The organism is Streptomyces sp. 3211.6 (assembly GCF_003634815.1).
GTDB classification, from domain to species: domain Bacteria; phylum Actinomycetota; class Actinomycetes; order Streptomycetales; family Streptomycetaceae; genus Streptomyces; species Streptomyces katrae_A.
Genome location: NZ_RBXC01000001.1, coordinates 3,303,883 through 3,320,877, shown reverse-complemented (window position 1 = coordinate 3,320,877; position 16,995 = coordinate 3,303,883). Strand labels below are relative to the sequence as shown.

General features: G+C 74.2%; 14 protein-coding genes. 9 read left to right on the top strand and 5 right to left on the bottom strand.

The window, feature by feature from the left end; genetic code table 11:
• Positions 1-237: 237 nt before the first annotated feature.
• Complete coding sequence (locus BX286_RS15170; protein ID WP_187344144.1) at positions 238-987, bottom strand: TIGR03089 family protein; 750 nt, start codon at positions 985-987, stop codon at positions 238-240.
• A 139-nt stretch (positions 988-1,126) separates the two neighbouring features.
• Between BX286_RS15170 and BX286_RS15165 the strand changes: the two genes are divergently transcribed.
• From BX286_RS15165 to BX286_RS15140, 5 genes are all read left to right on the top strand, one after another.
• Complete coding sequence (locus BX286_RS15165; RefSeq protein ID WP_121015181.1) at positions 1,127-2,554, top strand: peptidoglycan recognition protein; 1,428 nt, start codon at positions 1,127-1,129, stop codon at positions 2,552-2,554.
• Positions 2,555-3,421: 867 nt separating this feature from the next.
• The gene (locus BX286_RS15155; RefSeq protein ID WP_261993430.1) at positions 3,422-3,856 is read left to right on the top strand and encodes a hypothetical protein; all 435 of its coding nucleotides are present in this window, start codon (positions 3,422-3,424) and stop codon (positions 3,854-3,856) included.
• Entirely contained in the window at positions 3,853-4,083 is a 231-nt protein-coding gene (locus tag BX286_RS15150) for a CYTH domain-containing protein (protein ID WP_121015178.1), read from the top strand. Before BX286_RS15155 ends, BX286_RS15150 begins: the two co-directional genes overlap by 4 nt.
• A complete protein-coding gene (locus BX286_RS15145) occupies positions 4,080-4,574 on the top strand; it encodes an NUDIX hydrolase (protein WP_121015176.1) in 495 nt (164 codons plus the stop codon). The genes BX286_RS15150 and BX286_RS15145 overlap by 4 nt, the downstream gene beginning before the upstream one ends.
• 826 nt (positions 4,575-5,400) lie before the next feature.
• Entirely contained in the window at positions 5,401-6,390 is a 990-nt protein-coding gene (locus tag BX286_RS15140; protein WP_100863544.1) for a DNA-3-methyladenine glycosylase, read from the top strand.
• 97 nt (positions 6,391-6,487) lie between these two features.
• Here BX286_RS15140 and BX286_RS15135 read toward each other — a convergent pair whose 3' ends face one another.
• The 3 genes from BX286_RS15135 to BX286_RS15125 are packed head-to-tail and all read right to left on the bottom strand — an operon-like array spanning position 6,488 to position 9,457.
• Complete coding sequence (locus BX286_RS15135; protein WP_079431752.1) at positions 6,488-7,798, bottom strand: coenzyme F420-0:L-glutamate ligase; 1,311 nt, start codon at positions 7,796-7,798, stop codon at positions 6,488-6,490.
• Positions 7,799-7,827: 29 nt separating this feature from the next.
• A complete protein-coding gene (gene cofD, locus BX286_RS15130) occupies positions 7,828-8,787 on the bottom strand; it encodes a 2-phospho-L-lactate transferase (RefSeq protein ID WP_079427502.1) in 960 nt (319 codons plus the stop codon).
• Between the two features lie 13 nt (positions 8,788-8,800).
• The gene (locus BX286_RS15125; RefSeq protein ID WP_121015174.1) at positions 8,801-9,457 is read right to left on the bottom strand and encodes a cysteine dioxygenase family protein; all 657 of its coding nucleotides are present in this window, start codon (positions 9,455-9,457) and stop codon (positions 8,801-8,803) included.
• 648 nt (positions 9,458-10,105) lie between these two features.
• On the opposite strand from BX286_RS15125, the gene BX286_RS15115 reads away from it, so the two are divergent.
• The 3 genes from BX286_RS15115 (at position 10,106) to BX286_RS15105 (ending at position 15,771) form a co-directional block, all read left to right on the top strand.
• Positions 10,106-10,369, top strand: coding sequence for a WhiB family transcriptional regulator (locus tag BX286_RS15115; protein ID WP_003983763.1), 264 nt, complete (start codon positions 10,106-10,108; stop codon positions 10,367-10,369).
• A 240-nt stretch (positions 10,370-10,609) separates the two neighbouring features.
• Entirely contained in the window at positions 10,610-14,287 is a 3,678-nt protein-coding gene (locus BX286_RS15110) for a glycosyltransferase family 2 protein (RefSeq protein ID WP_121015172.1), read from the top strand.
• A complete protein-coding gene (locus BX286_RS15105; RefSeq protein WP_100863548.1) occupies positions 14,284-15,771 on the top strand; it encodes a DUF5719 family protein in 1,488 nt (495 codons plus the stop codon). Before BX286_RS15110 ends, BX286_RS15105 begins: the two co-directional genes overlap by 4 nt.
• A gap of 88 nt (positions 15,772-15,859) precedes the next feature.
• On the opposite strand, the gene BX286_RS15100 is transcribed toward BX286_RS15105, so the two are convergent.
• Entirely contained in the window at positions 15,860-16,336 is a 477-nt protein-coding gene (locus BX286_RS15100; RefSeq protein ID WP_079427494.1) for a metallopeptidase family protein, read from the bottom strand.
• A 217-nt stretch (positions 16,337-16,553) separates the two neighbouring features.
• Here BX286_RS15100 and BX286_RS15095 point away from each other — a divergent pair, with 217 nt between their 5' ends.
• On the top strand, positions 16,554-16,928 hold the full coding sequence (locus BX286_RS15095; protein ID WP_079427492.1) for a DUF3499 domain-containing protein: 375 nt from the start codon (positions 16,554-16,556) through the stop codon (positions 16,926-16,928).
• Positions 16,929-16,995: the final 67 nt, after the last annotated feature.

Genomic DNA, 16,995 nt, shown 5'->3' with positions numbered 1-16,995 from the left:
GCCGCACCGGCCAGGGGCCGTACGGGTGAGCACGGCCTGCAGCGATACTCCCCCCACGGGAGACGGGCGGCCCGGGGGCGGGGGGCTGTCTAGACCCATGCGGGTGACAAATCGCCGCCGCACGCCCTTTCGGGGCCGCCGGATCGCGAGGCCGCCGGATCCCACGGCCCCCGGATCCCACGGCCCCCGGATCCCAGGGAGGGCGGATCGCGCGGGGCCGGTTCACGCGGGGCCGGATCACACGGTGTGCGTGACCCGCTCGCTCTCCACCCGCTGCGCCAGCGCCTCCGGCGCCAGCCGGTCCAGGTTGCGGCACAGCACCACCGAGCCGCCCGCGGCCAGCGGCCCGTACAGACCCGCCGACAGCCCCTCCCAGCCGTCGAAGCCCAGCCCCGACAGCACCCGGGCCCCCGCGCCCAGCCCGCGCTTCGCCGCGTCCTCCCGGGCCCGCTCGACCAGCGCCGCGTACGACAGCTCCTCTCCGCCGACCACCAGCCCCGGCCCGTCCGCGTCCACCGGGACGAACGGTGCGAACCGGTCACCCTGCCCCGGCACCTCCACCGCGTAGTCCGCGAACCCGGCCGGCGGCTGCGGGAACCGCCCGCCCAGCGGCCGCAGCGCCAGCGCGACCCGCTCACCGGAGCAGGCGCGGGCCTCCTCCAGCGTGTCGGGCCCGCTCACCACCAGGTCGGCGTCGGCGGGATCCCCGCCGATCTCCACGACCACCCCGACGGAGGCGCAGGCGAGCAGCCACACGGCGCTCTGCCAGTGCGCGGGCAGCAGCAGCGCCAGCCGGTCGCCCGGCTCGGCGCCCAGGTCGCCCTGGAGCAGATTGGCGGTCTTGGCCACCCAATTGGCGAAGGTGGCGACGGACAATTCGACCCGCTCGCCCGTGGCGTCGTCGTAGAAGGTGACGAGAGGGCGGCCCGGATCGGCGGCGAGCGCGGATCGCAGCAGGTCGGCAGGGGTGCGGTCAATGGCGTTCACCCGCCCCAGCGTACGCGGACCCCTCCCCCGTACGGGGGCGGACGCTCGCCCGTCCAGGGGAGGCCCGCCCGGCGCGCCGCCGGACGGGCCGTCAGTTCTCCGATGGCGCTTCGTGGTGGCTGTGCCCAGCATCGCTTCCATGCGCGGATTCCTTGCTTCCTCGATCGGTGTCGTGACGGCCACCGCACTGGCGATGCCGCTCGCCCTCTCCACTCCGGCCCGGGCCGAGGCGGTCCCCGACGCCCCGGGGTCCACCCAGTCACTGCCCCTCGCCCCCCTCGGACCCTCCGCCACCGCGCGGATCCCCGGCGTCCCCGGCATGAGCGCCTCCCCGGACCTGGCCGAGACCCGGGGCCTGACCCCGCGCGACGTCAAGACGTTCTCGCTCGTCGGGGTCGTCTGGGACGACGCCGCCGCCGAACTCGGCGGCCGGGTCCAGGTACGCACCCGCTCCGTCGCCACCGGCGCCTGGTCCGACTGGCAGGACGTCGACACCCACAACGGCGAACACGCCGCCGACCCCGACGCCGCCGAACGCGGCACCGGCCGCCTCCGCGGAGCCACCGCCCCCCTGTGGGTCGGCCCGTCGAACGGCGTGGAGGTCCGCGTCCAGGCGGACGCCGCCGCCGCCACCCCCACCCGCGGGGCCGCCCGCCCCGCCCGCCTCCCGTCGGGCCTGCGCCTCGAACTCGTCGACCCGGGCTCGGCCGCGCAGCCGCAGGCCTCCCCGGACGACAAGAACGGCGCGCCCCCGTCGTCGGCCCCCGCCGTCCCCCCGGACGACGACAAGCCCGACGTCCCCGCCGTGCCCGAGATGACCATGGAGGCGGCGGAATCCTCCTCCGCCAACGTCCCGCACGCCCCGCTCGGCGCACTGGAGATCAGCGCCCTCGACAAGGCCGACTCCACCGCCGACGCGCTCGTCGTCGGCGACGGCGAACTCACCGCCGCCGCCCGCCCCTACATCGGCCCCCGCCCGCGGATCGTCACCCGGCGGGGGTGGGGCGCGGACGAGTCCCTGCGCGAACCGGGCTTCGTCTACACCAGCACGGTCAAGGCGGCCTTCGTCCACCACACCGCCTCCGGCAACAACTACGCCTGCAAGGACGCCCCGGCGGTGCTGCGCAGCCTGTACCGCTACCACGTGGTCAGCGAGGGCTGGCGGGACTTCGGCTACAACTTCGCCATCGACAAGTGCGGGACGGTCTACGAGGGGCGGGCGGGCGGGGTCACCAAGGCGGTCCTCGGCGCCCACACCATGGGCTTCAACGCCGACAGCATGGGCGTCGCGGTGATCGGCACCTACTCCTCCACGGCCCCGCCGAAGGCGGCGGTGGACGCGGTGGCCCGCCTCACGGCATGGAAGCTCGGCCTGTTCGGCGCGGACCCCCGGGCCAAGACCACGCTGACGTCGGGCGGGGGGAACCGGTACAAGAAGGGCACCAAGGTCAAGCTGAACGTCATCTCGGGCCACCGCGACGGCTTCGCCACGGAATGCCCGGGCCGCCTCCTGTACAACCAGCTCCCCCCGACGCGCTCCGCGTCGGCAAAGCTCCAGGGCCGGTAGCGGCACGCCTGCCGGGGCCGCCACACCCGAGTGCCGGGCCCGCTATCTCCCCCTCGAGGGGCGGGGGCCGGGCGGTGTTTGCCCACCCGCCTCCCGGGTGCGGGTGGGTGGGGCGGGGGCGGCATCCCGCCGGGCGGCGACGGGACAACTGACCGGAACCGGGGATGGCCGGGACCTCACTCGGCGGTCTCAGAGAAGGGTTGGGGCTTTCCCGTCAGTCTCATCGTCCTTCCGCGTCGGGCCACCCTGTCAAGGGCGCTCCCTTCGGTCGCGTCGCTTCGCGATCGCCTGCGGCGACCCTTGACAGGGCGTCCCGCCACGGAAAAACGAAGACTGCCGGGAAACCCCCAAAAGGACGGCACGGTCCATCGATGGACATACGCGGGATCAGCGACCCTTCGGGGTCGTCGGGGGCCGCCTCGCCAAGCATCCGGGCCGACGAGGCAGTGCATCGGGGCCGCTCTCCGCGACAGATCGCTACGCGCTCCTCCCGTCTCAGCGTCTACCAGCCGCCTGGGGCCGCTGCCCGCACTGAAGGCCGACAGGACCGTCATCCGGGACCGGTGGGCGCCCCAGATCGCTACGCGCTTCTCTATTTTCGGCGTCCGACGACCGCCTGGGGCTGGTACCCGCAGCAAATGACGAACAGAGTGGCAAGCGGGACCGGGGGCGCCCCAGATCGCTACGCGCTCCGGTCATCTCGGCGTCGGCGGTCGTCGTGGGTTGGTGTGACGGGGGTCAGCGGATGGCTCGCCAACCGATCCGGTAGCCGAGGGCCGGAGCCCTACGCTGTGTCTCCGCGCCTGCGAGCGGTCTGGGGCTGGTCGTAGAACAGGTTCGGTCCGCAAGGAGTTGGATGTTCTTGCTGTGCGCGGCCTCGGCCTCGTCGGCTTGAAGGACTCGATGTTGCGCCCTCACCTCGTCCGGCAGGACGGTGGCCTGCGTGTGCGGGTGCTGCTGCTGGACCCGGAGGCGCCGGCCGTCGCGTTGCGTGCCGCCGAGATCGGCGAGTCGGCGGAATCGCTCGCCAGTGGTGTGCGGCTGGCCGAGGCCAGACTGCGTGAGCTTGCCGAGATCTGCGATATCGAGGTGTACAGGTACGGCATGCTGCCGACATGGCGGTTGATCCGTGCTGATTCCACCATGTTCGTCGGGGCTTTCGACGCGGGCTGGGAAGGACATGAGTCCGCCACCTACAAGGTGATGCGGACCCCGCACGGCGTTGTTCAGGGGGTTTCAGCGCATGTTCGAGGCTATCGCCGTGGGTGCGGAACGCACGGTGTGAGAGGGGAGGGCCAGTGATCGAAGCGGAGTTGAAGGCGCGCGTTCACGCACCGCAAGAGATCCTGCGGCGGCTGGGTGAACGGGCCGACGGCCGGGTCGAGGTGTACCAGGACACCTATTACGACACCGTGGACGGATCACTCGAAGCGCGGGACGAGGAGCTGCGGGTCCGAACCGTGCACGGTCCCGACGACACCCGCACGGTCCTCAAGGCCCAGCGCCTGAGCGAACAGAAGGAGGCATGACCGCCAGCGCCTCGCCGAACGGCTCAACGCCCTGCCACTCCGTGTCGGTTGCCGGGGTGGTGGTGCGCGATGACGGCCGGCTATTGGCGATTCGCCGAGCCGACAACGGCACCTGGGAGCTGCCCGGCGGGGTCTTGGAGCTGGTAGAGACCCCGGAGGCTGGGGTGCGGCGGGAGGTGCTGGAGGAAACCGGCATCCACGTCGAGGTGGGCCAGCTCACCGGCGTGTACAAGAACATGACGGCCGGGGTGATCGCCCTGGTCTTCCGCTGCAAGCCCTCCGGTGGCACGGAACGCCTCTCCGGTGAAAGCACGGCAGTGCGGTGGCTCACGAGGGAGGAGGTCGAAGACCGGATGTCCGAGGTCTATGCCGTCCGCCTCTTGGACGCACTGGACGGCAATAACCCCCATGTCCGCAGCCACGACGGACGCCGACTCCTTTCAGACCAGCCCCAGACGGCCGTCGGACGCCTGGATCTGGGCAGCGCGTAGCGATCTACTGCGCGTGGGTGCTCCGCAGGGCGGTCCGTTCGTCATTTGGTGCAGGTATCAGCCCAAGACGGCTGCCAGACGCCGGGACGGGAGGAGCGCGTAGCGATTTGATGCGCCCACCGGCCCCGCATGCCGATCCTGTCGTCCTTTCCTGCGGGCAGCGGCCCCAGACGGCCGCCAGACGCCAAGACGAGAGGAGCGCGTAGCGATCTGTCGCGCCCACCGGCCCCGGATGACGATTCTGTCGGCCTTTGGTGCGGGCAGGGACCCCAGGCGGTCGTCGGACGCTGAGACGGGAGGAGCGCGTAGCGATCTGTCGCGGATCGCGGCCCCGATGAACTGACTCGTCGGCCCGGATGCTTGGCGAGGCGGCCCCCGACGACCCCGGAGGGTCGCTGAGTCCGCCGGATGTCCAATGAACGTCCGTCCCGTTCCTTTGGGGGTTTCCCGGCAGTCTTCGTTTTTCCGTGGCGGGACGGGCTGTCAAGAGTGGAGCGCAGCGACATCGCGTAGCGACGCGACGAAGGAGCGCTCTTGACTGACCGGCCCGACGCGGAAGGACGATGAGACTGACGGGAAAGCCCCAACCCCTCTCTGAGACCGCTGAGTGAGGTCCCGACATCCCCGGTGCCGCCCGGCCATACGCCTCCGCCCCGCCGGGCCCCGCCGGGCCGCCGGTACCGCCCGTGGGAGGCGGGTGGGCAGGCGCCGCCCGGCCTCCACCCCTCGAGGGGGGGATGGCGCGCCCGCCCCCGCCGCAGCCGTCCGTTCCGGGGCGACGGCTGCCCCGCCCCGCCCTGTCAGCCCCCGCCGCTACCCTCGAAGCATGGCCGGCCGATTCGATCCCCCGACCCGTACCGACCTGCGGGCCGGGCGGACGCCCGTGCCCGCCGGGCGCGGGGCGGCCGCCGGTGGGGGGACGCGCCGTCTCTGGAAGCCCGGCGGGCCCCTCGACCTGGGCCTCGTCCTCGGCCCCCTCCGCCGTGGCCCCGGTGACCCGACCTTCCGCACCACCCCCGACGGCTCCGTCTGGCGGGGCACCCGGACGCCGGCCGGCCCTGCCACCCTCCGGGTCGCCGCCACCCCGGACGGGGTGGACGCCGAGGCGTGGGGGCCGGGGGCCGACTGGGTGCTGGACGGGCTGCCCGCGCTGCTCGGGGCCGATGACGACCCCGGCGCCTTCGTCCCCCGGCACCGGCTCGTGCACGCCAGCCACCGCCGCCGCCCCGGCCTGCGCCTCACCCGCACCGGACTGGTCCTGGAGTCGCTGATCCCGACCGTCCTGGAGCAGAAGGTCACCTCCGACGAGGCCTACCGCTCCTGGCGCCGCCTGGTGCGCCTGCACGGCGAGCCCGCGCCCGGCCCCGGCGGGCTCTACGTGATGCCCTCGGCCCGGGCCTGGGCGCTGATCCCCTCCTGGGACTGGCACCGTGCCGGGGTGGACCTGAAGCGCTCCGACACCATCGTGCGGGCCGCCCGGGTGGCGGCCCGGCTGGAGGAGGCCGCCGCGATGGAGCTGCCGCAGGCGGCGGCCCGGCTGGAGGCGGTCCCGGGCATCGGGCCGTGGACCTCCGCCGAGACCCTCCAGCGCAGCAACGGCGCGCCGGACGCCGTCACCACGGGCGACCTGCACCTCCCCGGCATCATCGGCTACGCCCTGACGGGCAACCGTGACGCCGACGACGCGCTGATGCTGGAGCTCCTCGCCCCGTACGCCGGCCAGCGCCACCGCGCGGCCCGCCTGATCCTCCTGGCGGGCCACACCCCACCCCGCCGCGCGCCCCGCATGTACCGGAGCGACATCAGCCGCCTCTGAGACGGGACGGGACCAGACGGGACGGGACTAGACGGGACGGGACTAGCCGGGACGGAACCAGACGGGACGGAACCAGACGGGACGGAATAGAACAGGACTACCGGACCTCGACGAAGTCCTCCACCGCCCGCGCCCCCCGCTCCGGCGGGGCCCCGGCCGGGTGGCCCACGGCGACGGCGCCCATCGGCTCCCAGTCCTCCGGCAGACCCAGCACCTTCCGCACCACGTCCCGGCAGAACATCGTCGAGGACACCCACGCCGATCCCAGCCGCTCCCCGGCCAGCGCGACCAGGAAGTTCTGGACGCCCGCACCCGTCGCGACGACGAACATCTCCCGCTCGGCCGCGTCCCGCCGGGCGTGCCCGTAGTCGTGGGCGCCGTCCATGACCATGCACGGCACCACCAGGAAGGGGGCGTTGCGCAACACGTCGCCGCGCCGGACCCGCTTGGCGATGGACTCCTCGGACTTGCCGTCGCGCCGCAGGTCCGCGATCCACGCGTCCCGCATCGCGTCCAGCAGCTCCCGCCGTGCGTCCGCCGACTCCAGCAGCACGAACCGCCACGGCGTCGTGTGGTGCGGTGCCGGGGCCGTCAGGGCCGCCGCGACCGCGCGCCGTACCGCGCCCGGGTCGACCGGCTCGTCGGTGAAGGAGCGGACGGTACGCCGCTGCGTCACGGCTTCCCGTACGGCCTCCGACGTGCCCAGCCGGAACATGTCGTCGGCCGGGGCCCGTACCAGGTCACGGGCCGAGGAGGCGCCGCCCACCAGGTGTCCCAGTCCCCGGACGACGGCCACCGGAAGTCCGGCCGCCTTGCCCTTGACCAGGTCGCCGGCGGCGGCGAGTTCGTCCGCCGTCGCCACTATCGTCGCGCTCAGCGGGTTGCCCTGGGCGTCGGTGCCGCCGCGCAGGTCGTCCAGGACCCGTACCCCGGCCGCGCCGATGGCGACGTCGGTGAGCCCGGCGCGCCAGGGGCGGCCGAAGGTGTCGGTGACCACCACGCCCACGTCGGCGCCGAGCAGCGTCCGAAGCCCGTCACGGATGGCCGCCGCCGAGGCGTCGGGGTCTTCGGGCAGCAGCAGCACGGTGCCGGGTTCGGTGTTGGAGGCGTCGACGCCCGCCGCCGCCATGACCAGCCCCTGCCGGTTCTCGACGATCCGCAGCGTGCCCCGGCGCGCGACGACCCGTACGGTCTCCGCGTCTATGGCCTCCTCGCGGGAGTCGGCCCGTACGATCCGCCCCTCCGCCTTCGAGACGATCTTCGAGGTGACCAGCAGGACGTCTCCGTCGCGCAGGCCGGGAGCCGCGTCCGCGATCAGCCGGGCCAGGTCGTCGCCGGGCCGGACCTCGGGGATCCCGGGGAGGGCCCGCACCTCGTAGGAGACGCCCGACGAGCGACCGGAGGACAGGCCGGACGAGAGACCGGAGGACGGGCTGTTCACCGGGCCTGCTCGGCGAGTTCCAGTGCGGCGCGGGCCATGGCGGCGGTGGCGGCCGTGTCGGTCATCATCAGCGGCACGGCCCGGCAGGCGATCCCGGCGGCGGTGACCGTCTCGACGGCGTCGGCGTCCGAGGTGTCCACGAGCCAGCCGTCGAGGAGTCCGGCCCCGTAGTGCAGGGCGACGGCCGAGGCGGTGGACTCGACGCCGACCGCCGCGAGGACCTTGTCGGCCATGCCGCGCACGGGTGATCCGCCGACGATGGGGGAGAGGCCGACGACCGGGGCGGCGGCCTGGGCCACGGCCTCGCGGATGCCGGGTACGGCTAGGATGGTGCCGATGGAGACGACCGGGTTGGACGGCGGGAAGAGGATGACGTCGGCGGCCGCGATGGCCTCCAGGACGCCGGGCGCGGGCTTGGCCTGCTCGGCGCCGACGGGGACGACGGCCTCGGCGTCGAGGGAGGCGCGCAGCTTGACCCAGTACTCCTGGAAGTGGATGACGCGGCGCTCGCCGGTCTCGGGGTCGTTGACGGCGACGTGCGTCTCGACGCGGTCGTCGGACATGGGCAGCAGGCGGACGCCGGGCTGCCAGCGGTCGCACAGGGCCTCGGTGACGGCGCTGAGCGGGTAGCCGGCGTCGATCATCTGGGTGCGGACGATGTGGGTGGCGAAGTCGCGGTCGCCGAGGCCGAACCAGGAGGGTCCGACCCCGTACGCCGCGAGTTCTTCCTTGACGGTGAAGGACTCGTCGGTGCGGCCCCAGCCCTGGTCCTCGTTGATGCCACCGCCGAGGGTGTACATCACGGTGTCCAGGTCGGGGCACACCTTCAGCCCGAACAGGTGAATGTCGTCACCGGTGTTGCCGATGACGGTGATCTCCGCGTCGGGGACCGCCGACAGCAGTCCGCGGAGGAAACGGGCGCCGCCGATACCGCCGGCCAGAACAACAATGCGCATGCATCGAAGTGTGTCAGGCGGGTACGTGCTCCGCGTGGGCCGGGGAGCAGTGGTGCATCGGCATCTCGGTCAGGCCGGGGAAGTAGACGTGCAGGCTGACCGCTCCTTCGAGGGTGTCGTTGACGACCTCGTGGGCGTAGCCGGGGGCGAAGACGCGCTGGGCGCCGGCGCGGTGGGTGAGGCGGCCGCGCGGGGTGTGCTCGGTGAGCTCGCCGTCGAGGACGGTCAGGACGCCGGAGGAGCCGCCGTGGTCGTGGAGGCCGCTGCCCTGGCCGGGGACCCAGCTCAGCAGCCAGACCTCGTAACCGATGGGGGCGCCCCCTGCTCGAGCGGAGTCGAGAGCTTGGGGGACGATGCGCAGGCGGTGGTACCAGCGGGTGGTGGCGTCGTACTGGACCAGGTGCTCCCAGCTCGCGCGGTCCTCGGCGAGGGAGCGGGCGAGGCCGACGAAGTCGGCGACGGTGACCGGGTGTTCGCGGGCGGGCTGGAGGAGGTGCTGGACGGCCAGGATGTCGCCGGCGATCTGCAGGTCGCTCTCGACGGGCGCGGGGGCGTCGGCGCGGGCGGGCGCGGGAACCTCGGCGCGGGCGGCGGCGGCGACGGCAGGGGCAAGGGCGGCAGGAGCGGTGACGGCGGGGGCGGCGACGGTGGAAGCGGGGGCGCTGTTCATCGTGGGGGTGTCCTCGACGTGTGTCAGTCGTGCGGGGCGGTTGCTGTGGGGGGATGGCTGGTGCTCAGGGGAGCCGGGGCTCCGGGGGCATCAACAGCTGCAACAGCAACAGCGAACCTGGGCAGCGCACAGGAACCCACGAATGGGGGTCCGGGTGGTGGCTGCGGGCGCTGACATGAGGACAAGGAGACCGGGCCGGAGGTCCCGCTGTCAACCCAATGTCTGGTTTGACCGGAAAGTTTCACCTCATCCGGTTACTGTGCGCGGAGAAAGGTTTGTGCAGTCCCGGCCCGGGCATGTGCCGCTCCACGCGCACCGGCGCGTACCGCTCTCAAACCTGCCGACGCCAAGTCGTGACCGGAATGTGATCCGCGCCGCATCTTCGGCCGGATTGCAACCCCTCCACGGAGTGACGCGTCGCCCAGGGGGGAGGGCGTCACGCGCCGGAGCCCGGTAGCTTCTGTCACGATTTTTGGCGATATGAACACTTTCTGCATAGGCTTGGTTCCGCAGAGTGAATAAGGGGCCCAATAGCAGATCTCGGCTTGACTGGGCAGAAGCCACACACTTGTAATTTCACTCGTGTCGTTACCCGGCGATCGGTAACGGCAACACCACGGGGACGCACAGACAGAGCGAGGGGCGCACATGACCGAGCTGTTTCAGGAACTGCTGGTCGAGGAGGCGGACGAGGAGCTCGGATGGCAGGAGCGCGCACTGTGCGCCCAGACCGACCCCGAATCCTTCTTTCCCGAGAAGGGCGGCTCCACCCGCGAAGCCAAGAAGGTCTGCCTCGCCTGCGAGGTCCGTTCCGAATGCCTTGAGTACGCCCTCGCCAACGACGAGCGATTCGGCATCTGGGGCGGACTCTCCGAAAGAGAGCGCCGCCGCCTGAAGAAGGCAGCGGTCTGACCCGCCGCACACCCCACGACGACCCCGGTCAACCGCGCTCCACGGAGCGCCGCACACCCCAGCAGACAGAGCAAACGGTCCGCCTCCCGCACCTTCCCCGCAGGAGGCGGACCGTCGCGTTCAGGGCCTTCCCCGCAGGAGGCGGACCCGCCCCTTCCGAGCCGTTAGTGTGGGGCGCTGTCCAGCAGCCTCCGAGGGCATCCCACCCCCGGATCCCCAGGCCGGAGGGCCCGTACCGCGATGTCCCCGCACAGCAACTCGCCGGTCTCCCAGCAGGCGGCCGCCACCCCCGAGTTCCCCCGGCACGTCGTCACCGCAGTGCTCGTCGCCCACGACGGAGCCCGCTGGCTGCCCCAGACCCTCGCCGGACTCCTCGCCCAGGAGCGCCCCGCGCAGGCCCACGTCGCCGCCGACACCGGCAGCTCCGACGCCTCCGCCCGCCTCCTCGCCGAAGCCCTCGGCGACGAGCACGTCCTGCACCTCGCCCGCCGCACCGGATTCGGCGCCGCCGTCGACGAGGCCGCCCGCGCCGCCGGCACCCTCACCCCCGACGACCTCCCCTACCTCAAGCGCCCCAGCGGCTGGGACCCCGTCAGCCGCACCTGGCGCGACGACACCTACGACCTCCCCGACCTCCCGCACGGCGAACCCGTGCAGTGGCTCTGGCTCCTCCACGACGACAGCGCCCCCGAACCCGACGCCCTCACCGAACTCCTGCGCGTCGCCGACGGCAACCCCGAAGCCGCCGTCATCGGCCCCAAGCTCCGCGGCTGGTACGACACCAAGCAGCTCCTCGAAGCCGGCGTCACCATCGCCCGCAGCGGCCGCCGCTGGACCGGCCTCGACCGCCGCGAACAGGACCAGGGCCAGCACGACCAGGTCCGCCCCGTCCTCGCCGTCTCCACCGCGGGCATGCTCGTGCGCCGCGACGTGTACGACGCCCTCGGCGGCTTCGACCGCCGCCTGCCCCTCATGCGCGACGACGTCGACCTCTGCTGGCGCGCCCACAGCGCCGGCCACACCGTCCTCGTCGCCCCCGACGCCGTGCTGCGCCACGCCGAAGCCGCCTCCCGCGAACGCCGCACCGTCGACTGCGCGGGCCGCTCCTCCGTCGACCCCCACCGCGTCGACAAGGCCGGCGCCGTCCACACCCTGCTGGCCAACACCCCCGGCCGCGCCCTGCCATACGTACTGCTGCGCCTGCTCCTCGGCACCCTCCTGCGCACCCTCGGCTACCTCATCGGCAAGGCCCCCGGCCAGGCCGCCGCCGAGTTCACCGGCCTGCTCGCCACCCTGCTGCGCCCCGGCCGGATCCTCGCCGCCCGCAGATCCCGCCGCCGTACCGCCGTCCCCGCCGCCGAGCTGCGCCCCCTCTTCCCCCCGCCCGGCGCCACCCTGCGCGCGAACGCCGAGCAGCTCGCCGCCTACCTCGGCTCGGGCCAGGGCACCGAAGGCGCCCCCACCGGCCGCCACGGCGGCGCCGTCGAATCCGGACCCGGCGGCGACGACGCCGACTACCTGGAGATCGAGCAGTTCTCCCGGCTCAGGCGGATCGCCCGCAAGCCCGCCCCCGTCCTCTTCGCCCTGCTCCTGCTCGTCTCCCTCGCCGCCTGCCGCGCCCTGATCGGCGGCGGCAGCCTCATGGGCGGCGCCCTGCTGCCCGCCCCCGCGAGCGCCCTCGACCTGTGGCACCGCTACACCACCGACTGGCAGCCCGCAGGCACCGGCACCACCGCCGGAGCACCCCCCTACCTCGCGGTCGTGGCCGCCGTCTCCGCCCTGCTGTTCGGCTCCACCAAGGCCGCGCTGACCCTCCTGCTCGTCTGCTCGGTCCCGCTCGCCGGCCTCACCGCCTACTTCGCCTCCCGGCCGCTGGTCGAGTCCCGGCTGCTGCGCGCCTGGGCCGCCGTCGCCTACGCCTTCCTGCCCGCCGTCACCGGAGCCCTCGCCGGCGGCCGCCTGGGCACGGCCGTCCTCGCGATCCTCCTGCCCCTCCTGGCCCGCTCCGCCGTCACCGCCTTCGGCTTCGCCGACCGCGACACCCCCGGCGCCTGGCGCGCGGCCTGGACCTACACGCTGCTGCTGACCCTGGCCACCGCCTTCACGCCGGTCGTCTGGCCGCTCGCCGCCGCCCTGGGTACCGCCGCGCTCCTGGTGCGCCGCGCGCACCTCACGACGTACGCCCCGAGGCTGCTCGCCACCCTCGCCGTACCCGTCCTCGTCCTCGCCCCCTGGTCCCTGGGCCTGTTCGCCCGCCCCGGCCGCCTCCTGCACGAGGCCGGACTCCCCTACGGCAGCGGCTCCGCCACCCCCCTCGGCCTGCTCACCGCCAACCCCGGCGGCCCCGGCACCGGCGGTGGGCTCCTCCTCGCGGGCACCCTGCTCGCCGCCCTCGCCGCCCTGCTCCGCGCCGACCGCCGCCCGGCCGTCGCCACCGCCTGGAGCGCCGCCCTGGCCGGGCTGCTCCTCGCCGTGCTGCTGAACCGCACCGGCTGGGCCGGCCCCGCCACGCTCCTGTACGGGCTCGCGCTGATCGCCGCCGCCGTGCTCGGCGCGGACGGCGCCAAGGAACGCGTCGCCGCCCGCAGCTTCGGCTGGCGCCAGCCGCTGGCCGCCCTCATCGCCCTCGCCGCCGCCGCCGGCCCGCTGCTCGCCGCGGCCGTCTGGACGGTCGCAGGCGCCGACGGACCGCTGCGCCGTCACGACCCCGTCCAGGTGCCCGCGTTCGTCGCCGCCCAGTCCGACGACAGCAACCGCACCCGCACCCTCGTCCTCGGCGGCGACTCGCCCGCCACCGTCTCCTACACCCTGGTCCGCGGCGGCGGCGTCGGCCTCGGCGACGCCGAGGTCCTTGCCGACGCCGGCGCCCAGCCCCGTCTCACCCAGGCCGTCTCCAGCCTGGTCTCCGGCTCCGGCGCCGACCAGTCCGAGCAGCTCGGCGCCTTCGCCGTGCGCTACGTGATGATGCCGCCCGGCGGCCCCGCCGCCCTGCGACAGGTCCTCGACGGCACCCCCGGCCTCAAACAGCACCACCAGGACGACGGCACCGCCGTCTGGGAGGTCCAGCGGCTCCCCGCCCGCGTCGCGATCGTCCCCGCCAAGCGGGGCCAGGCCCCCATCGCCGTCGACGCCGGCCCCGTCGAGGCCCATGCGAAGGTCCCGGCCGGCGAGGAGGGCCGCACCCTGCGCCTCGCCGACCGCGCCGACCCGGGCTGGAAGGCCACCCTCGACGGCCACCCCCTCACCCCCGTCACCCTCGACGGCTGGGCGCAGGGCTTCGAACTGCCCCGGGACGGCGGCCGCCTCGACCTCGTCCACCAGGACTCCGTCACCCGCGACGCCTGGCACTGGGCGCAGGGCCTGCTCGCCCTGGTCCTGCTGGTGATGGCCCTGCCCGGCCGCCGCGCGCGCCTCGACGACGACCTCCCCGAGGAGGCCGCCCCCGCCGCCGGCGCGGTGGACGGCGAGAGCGGCCAGGGCCGCCGCGCCCGCCGGCGGGGCGCGTCCGCCGACGGCCCCGAGCCGGCGGCGGCGCAAGCGGTGGCCGACCCGTACGCACAGATCCCCGCCCAGCAGGTGTACGGCGAGGAGTCGTACGCCTACCAGGAGCCCTACGCCTACGAACCCCCGTACGAGGCCCCGTACGAACCCGCGTACGAAGCACCTTCCGAAGCCCCTCGCGAACCCGGGTACGGGCCCGGTCACGGCGGGCAGCAGCCCCACCCGGCCCCCTACCCCCAGCCGCCGCAGTACCCGGAGTACGGCGGGACCTACGCCCAGCCCGGGCAGCAGCCCGTCTTCCCGCACCAACAGCAGCCCTACCCGTACGAGTACGAGACCCAGCAGCCCCAACAGCCCCAGCAGTACGACACCTACGGACAGCACCACCCGCGTCCGGACGGGAGCCCCCAGCCGTGAAGCAGCGCGCCCCCCTGACGCTCGCGGCCGTGACGGCGGCCCTCGCCGCCTCCTGCGGCCTGGCCTTCCTCACCGCCCCCGCCGCGGCCCCGGCCGCCGGTGCCCGCGGCGCGGCCGCCGCCCGCATGCCGGTGGAGCGGTCCGTGCTCGTCTGCCCGGCGCCCAGTTCCTCGGACATCGCGGAGACCACCTACACCTCCCTCACCCCGGTCACCCCCGGCCTGGCCGCGGGCAAGGGCGCGGCCAGGCTGGCCAGTACGGAGGGCAAGGCCGTCCTGGAACCCAAGGAGCCCGGCAAGCCGGTCGCGGCCACCGTCTCCGGCGCCGAGGCGCCCGCGCTGACGGGCACCGCCCAGGGCGCCCTCGCCCCCGGCTGGACCGCTCAGCAGACCACCAAGGTCGCGGTCGGCCAGGCGCGCGGCCTGCTCGGGCTCGCCTGCACCGCGCCGGGCACCGACTTCTGGTTCCCCGGCGTCAGCACCGCCAAGGGCCGCCAGGACTACGTCCACCTCACCAATCCCGACGACACCGTCGCCGAGGTGGACATCAAGCTGTACGGCCCCGACGGCCTGCTCAAGCCCAAGCCGGGCACCCCGGACCTGGTCACCGAGGTGAAGCCCCACTCCACCACCAAGGTGTGGCTGGCCACCCTCGCCGCCGACGCCCAGCTCCCGGACGTCACCGCGCACGTGACGACCCGTTCCGGCCGGGTCGGCGCCTCCACGCAGATCGCCGAGGACGGGGTCGGCTCCGACTGGCTGCCCGCCTCGGACGGCCCGGCGGGCTCCCTGGTCCTGCCCGGCATCCCCGCCGACGCGACCTCGGTGCGGCTGGTCGCGTTCGCCCCGGGCGAGGACGACGCCGACCTGAACCTGAAGCTGTCCGGCCCGAACGGTTCCATCAGCCCGGCCGGCAAGGAGCAGTTGCACGTCAAGGCCGGCATGACGGCCTCCCTGGACCTGGCCGACCTCACCCGCGGCGAGGCCGGCTCCCTGTTCCTGGCCCCCGCCGACCCGAAGAAGCCCGTACCGGTGGTGGCCGCGCTGCGGGTGGTCCGCGGCACGGGTGCCAAGCAGGAGGTGGCCTTCATCCCGGCGAGCCCGCCGGTCGGCGAGCGGGCCACCGTCGCCGACGACCGCCTCGACGACAAGGCCACCACCCTGACGCTCACCGCCGCCGGCGCCGACGCCAAGGTCCGCGTCACCGCCTCCCCGGGCACCGAGGGCGGCCGCCCGTCCGTCCAGGAGCTCACCCTCAAGGCGGGCACCACCCGCGCGCTGACCCCGCCGCCGGCCCCCACGGGCGGCAAGGGCCCGTACGCGCTGACCGTCGAGACCCTTTCCGGCGGCCCCGTCCACGCGGCCCGCACCCTGGCCCTGCCGCAGGAAGGGATCCCGATGTTCACCGTCCAGACCTTCGCGGACGACCGCTCCCGGGTCTCCGTCCCCCACGCCGTCGAGGACCCGTCGATCCTGGTCCGCTGAGCGCGCCCGGCCCGGCCCGGCCGCGCCCGGCCCCGGTCCGGCCGCGCCCGGCCCCGGTCCGGCCCTGCCCGGCCCCGGTCCGGCGGGCTCAGTCCTGTCCGTACCGGGGGTCGACGGTCTCCGGCGAGAGCCCCAGCAGCTCCGCCACCTGCTCCACGACGATCTCGTGCACCAGCAGCGCCCGCTCGTCGCGGGACTTCGCCCGGATCTCCACCGGCCGCCGGAACACCACGATCCGGGCCGGCCGCCCGTCGCGGGCCTCCACCAGCCCGCCCAGCGGCACCGCCTCGTCGTTCCAGCCGCCGTCCGGGCCGCCCGGCGGCCCGGGCACGTCCGCGATCACGAACTCCACCTCGTCCAGCTGCGGCCAGCGCCGCTCCAGCCGCTCCACGGAGTCCCGTACGAGGTCGCCGAACAGCTCCGCCCGGCTCGCCGACAGCGGCACCTGGGGCGGGGCCAGCGGCCCCCGCATCCCGCGGCCGTGGCGGTCGCGCCGCCGGGGCCGGGGCTCCTGCGGGGCCTGCGCGTCGGATGCGGGGCGGGGAGGAAGCGAACTGTCCGTCACCCCGGCAGGGTAGCTCCCGCGCGGCAGCGGCCCACGGCCTCGATCCGGTCACGACCTGGTGTCGCGCCGGTGTCACGCCCCGAACGATCCGGCCAAGATCGCGCACCATTACGGACTCGGTGCCCCTGTTCGTCACCGCCCGGCGGACACGACACGGGGGAGTGGCCGGGGGGCGAGTCGTCGCGGCCCGGTCAAGAGTGCGGTACCGTCCAACGTCGTGAGCCTTGTACGTCGCTGTTCGCGCACCGCGTGCGGCCGCCCTGCCGTCGCCACACTGACGTACGTCTACGCCGACTCGACCGCAGTTCTCGGTCCGCTCGCCACCTACGCCGAACCCCACTGCTATGACCTGTGCGCCGAGCACTCCGAGCGCCTGACCGCCCCGCGCGGCTGGGAAGTCGTCCGCCTGTCGGACGGCTCCGGCCCCTCCGCGCGCACCGGCGACGACCTCGAAGCCTTGGCCAACGCCGTCCGTGAGGCGGCCCGTCCGCCCGACCGCGCGGCCGAGGCGGGAGGCTCCGCGGGGAGCGGCCCGGCGCCCGGCGAGACGCGCCGCGGACACCTGCGCGTCCTCCGCTCGCCCGACTCCTGACACCCAGATCGTCTGAAAAGCCACTCTCCGTACAAGGTAGGTTTGCCCCACCGCACGGAAACCTCAG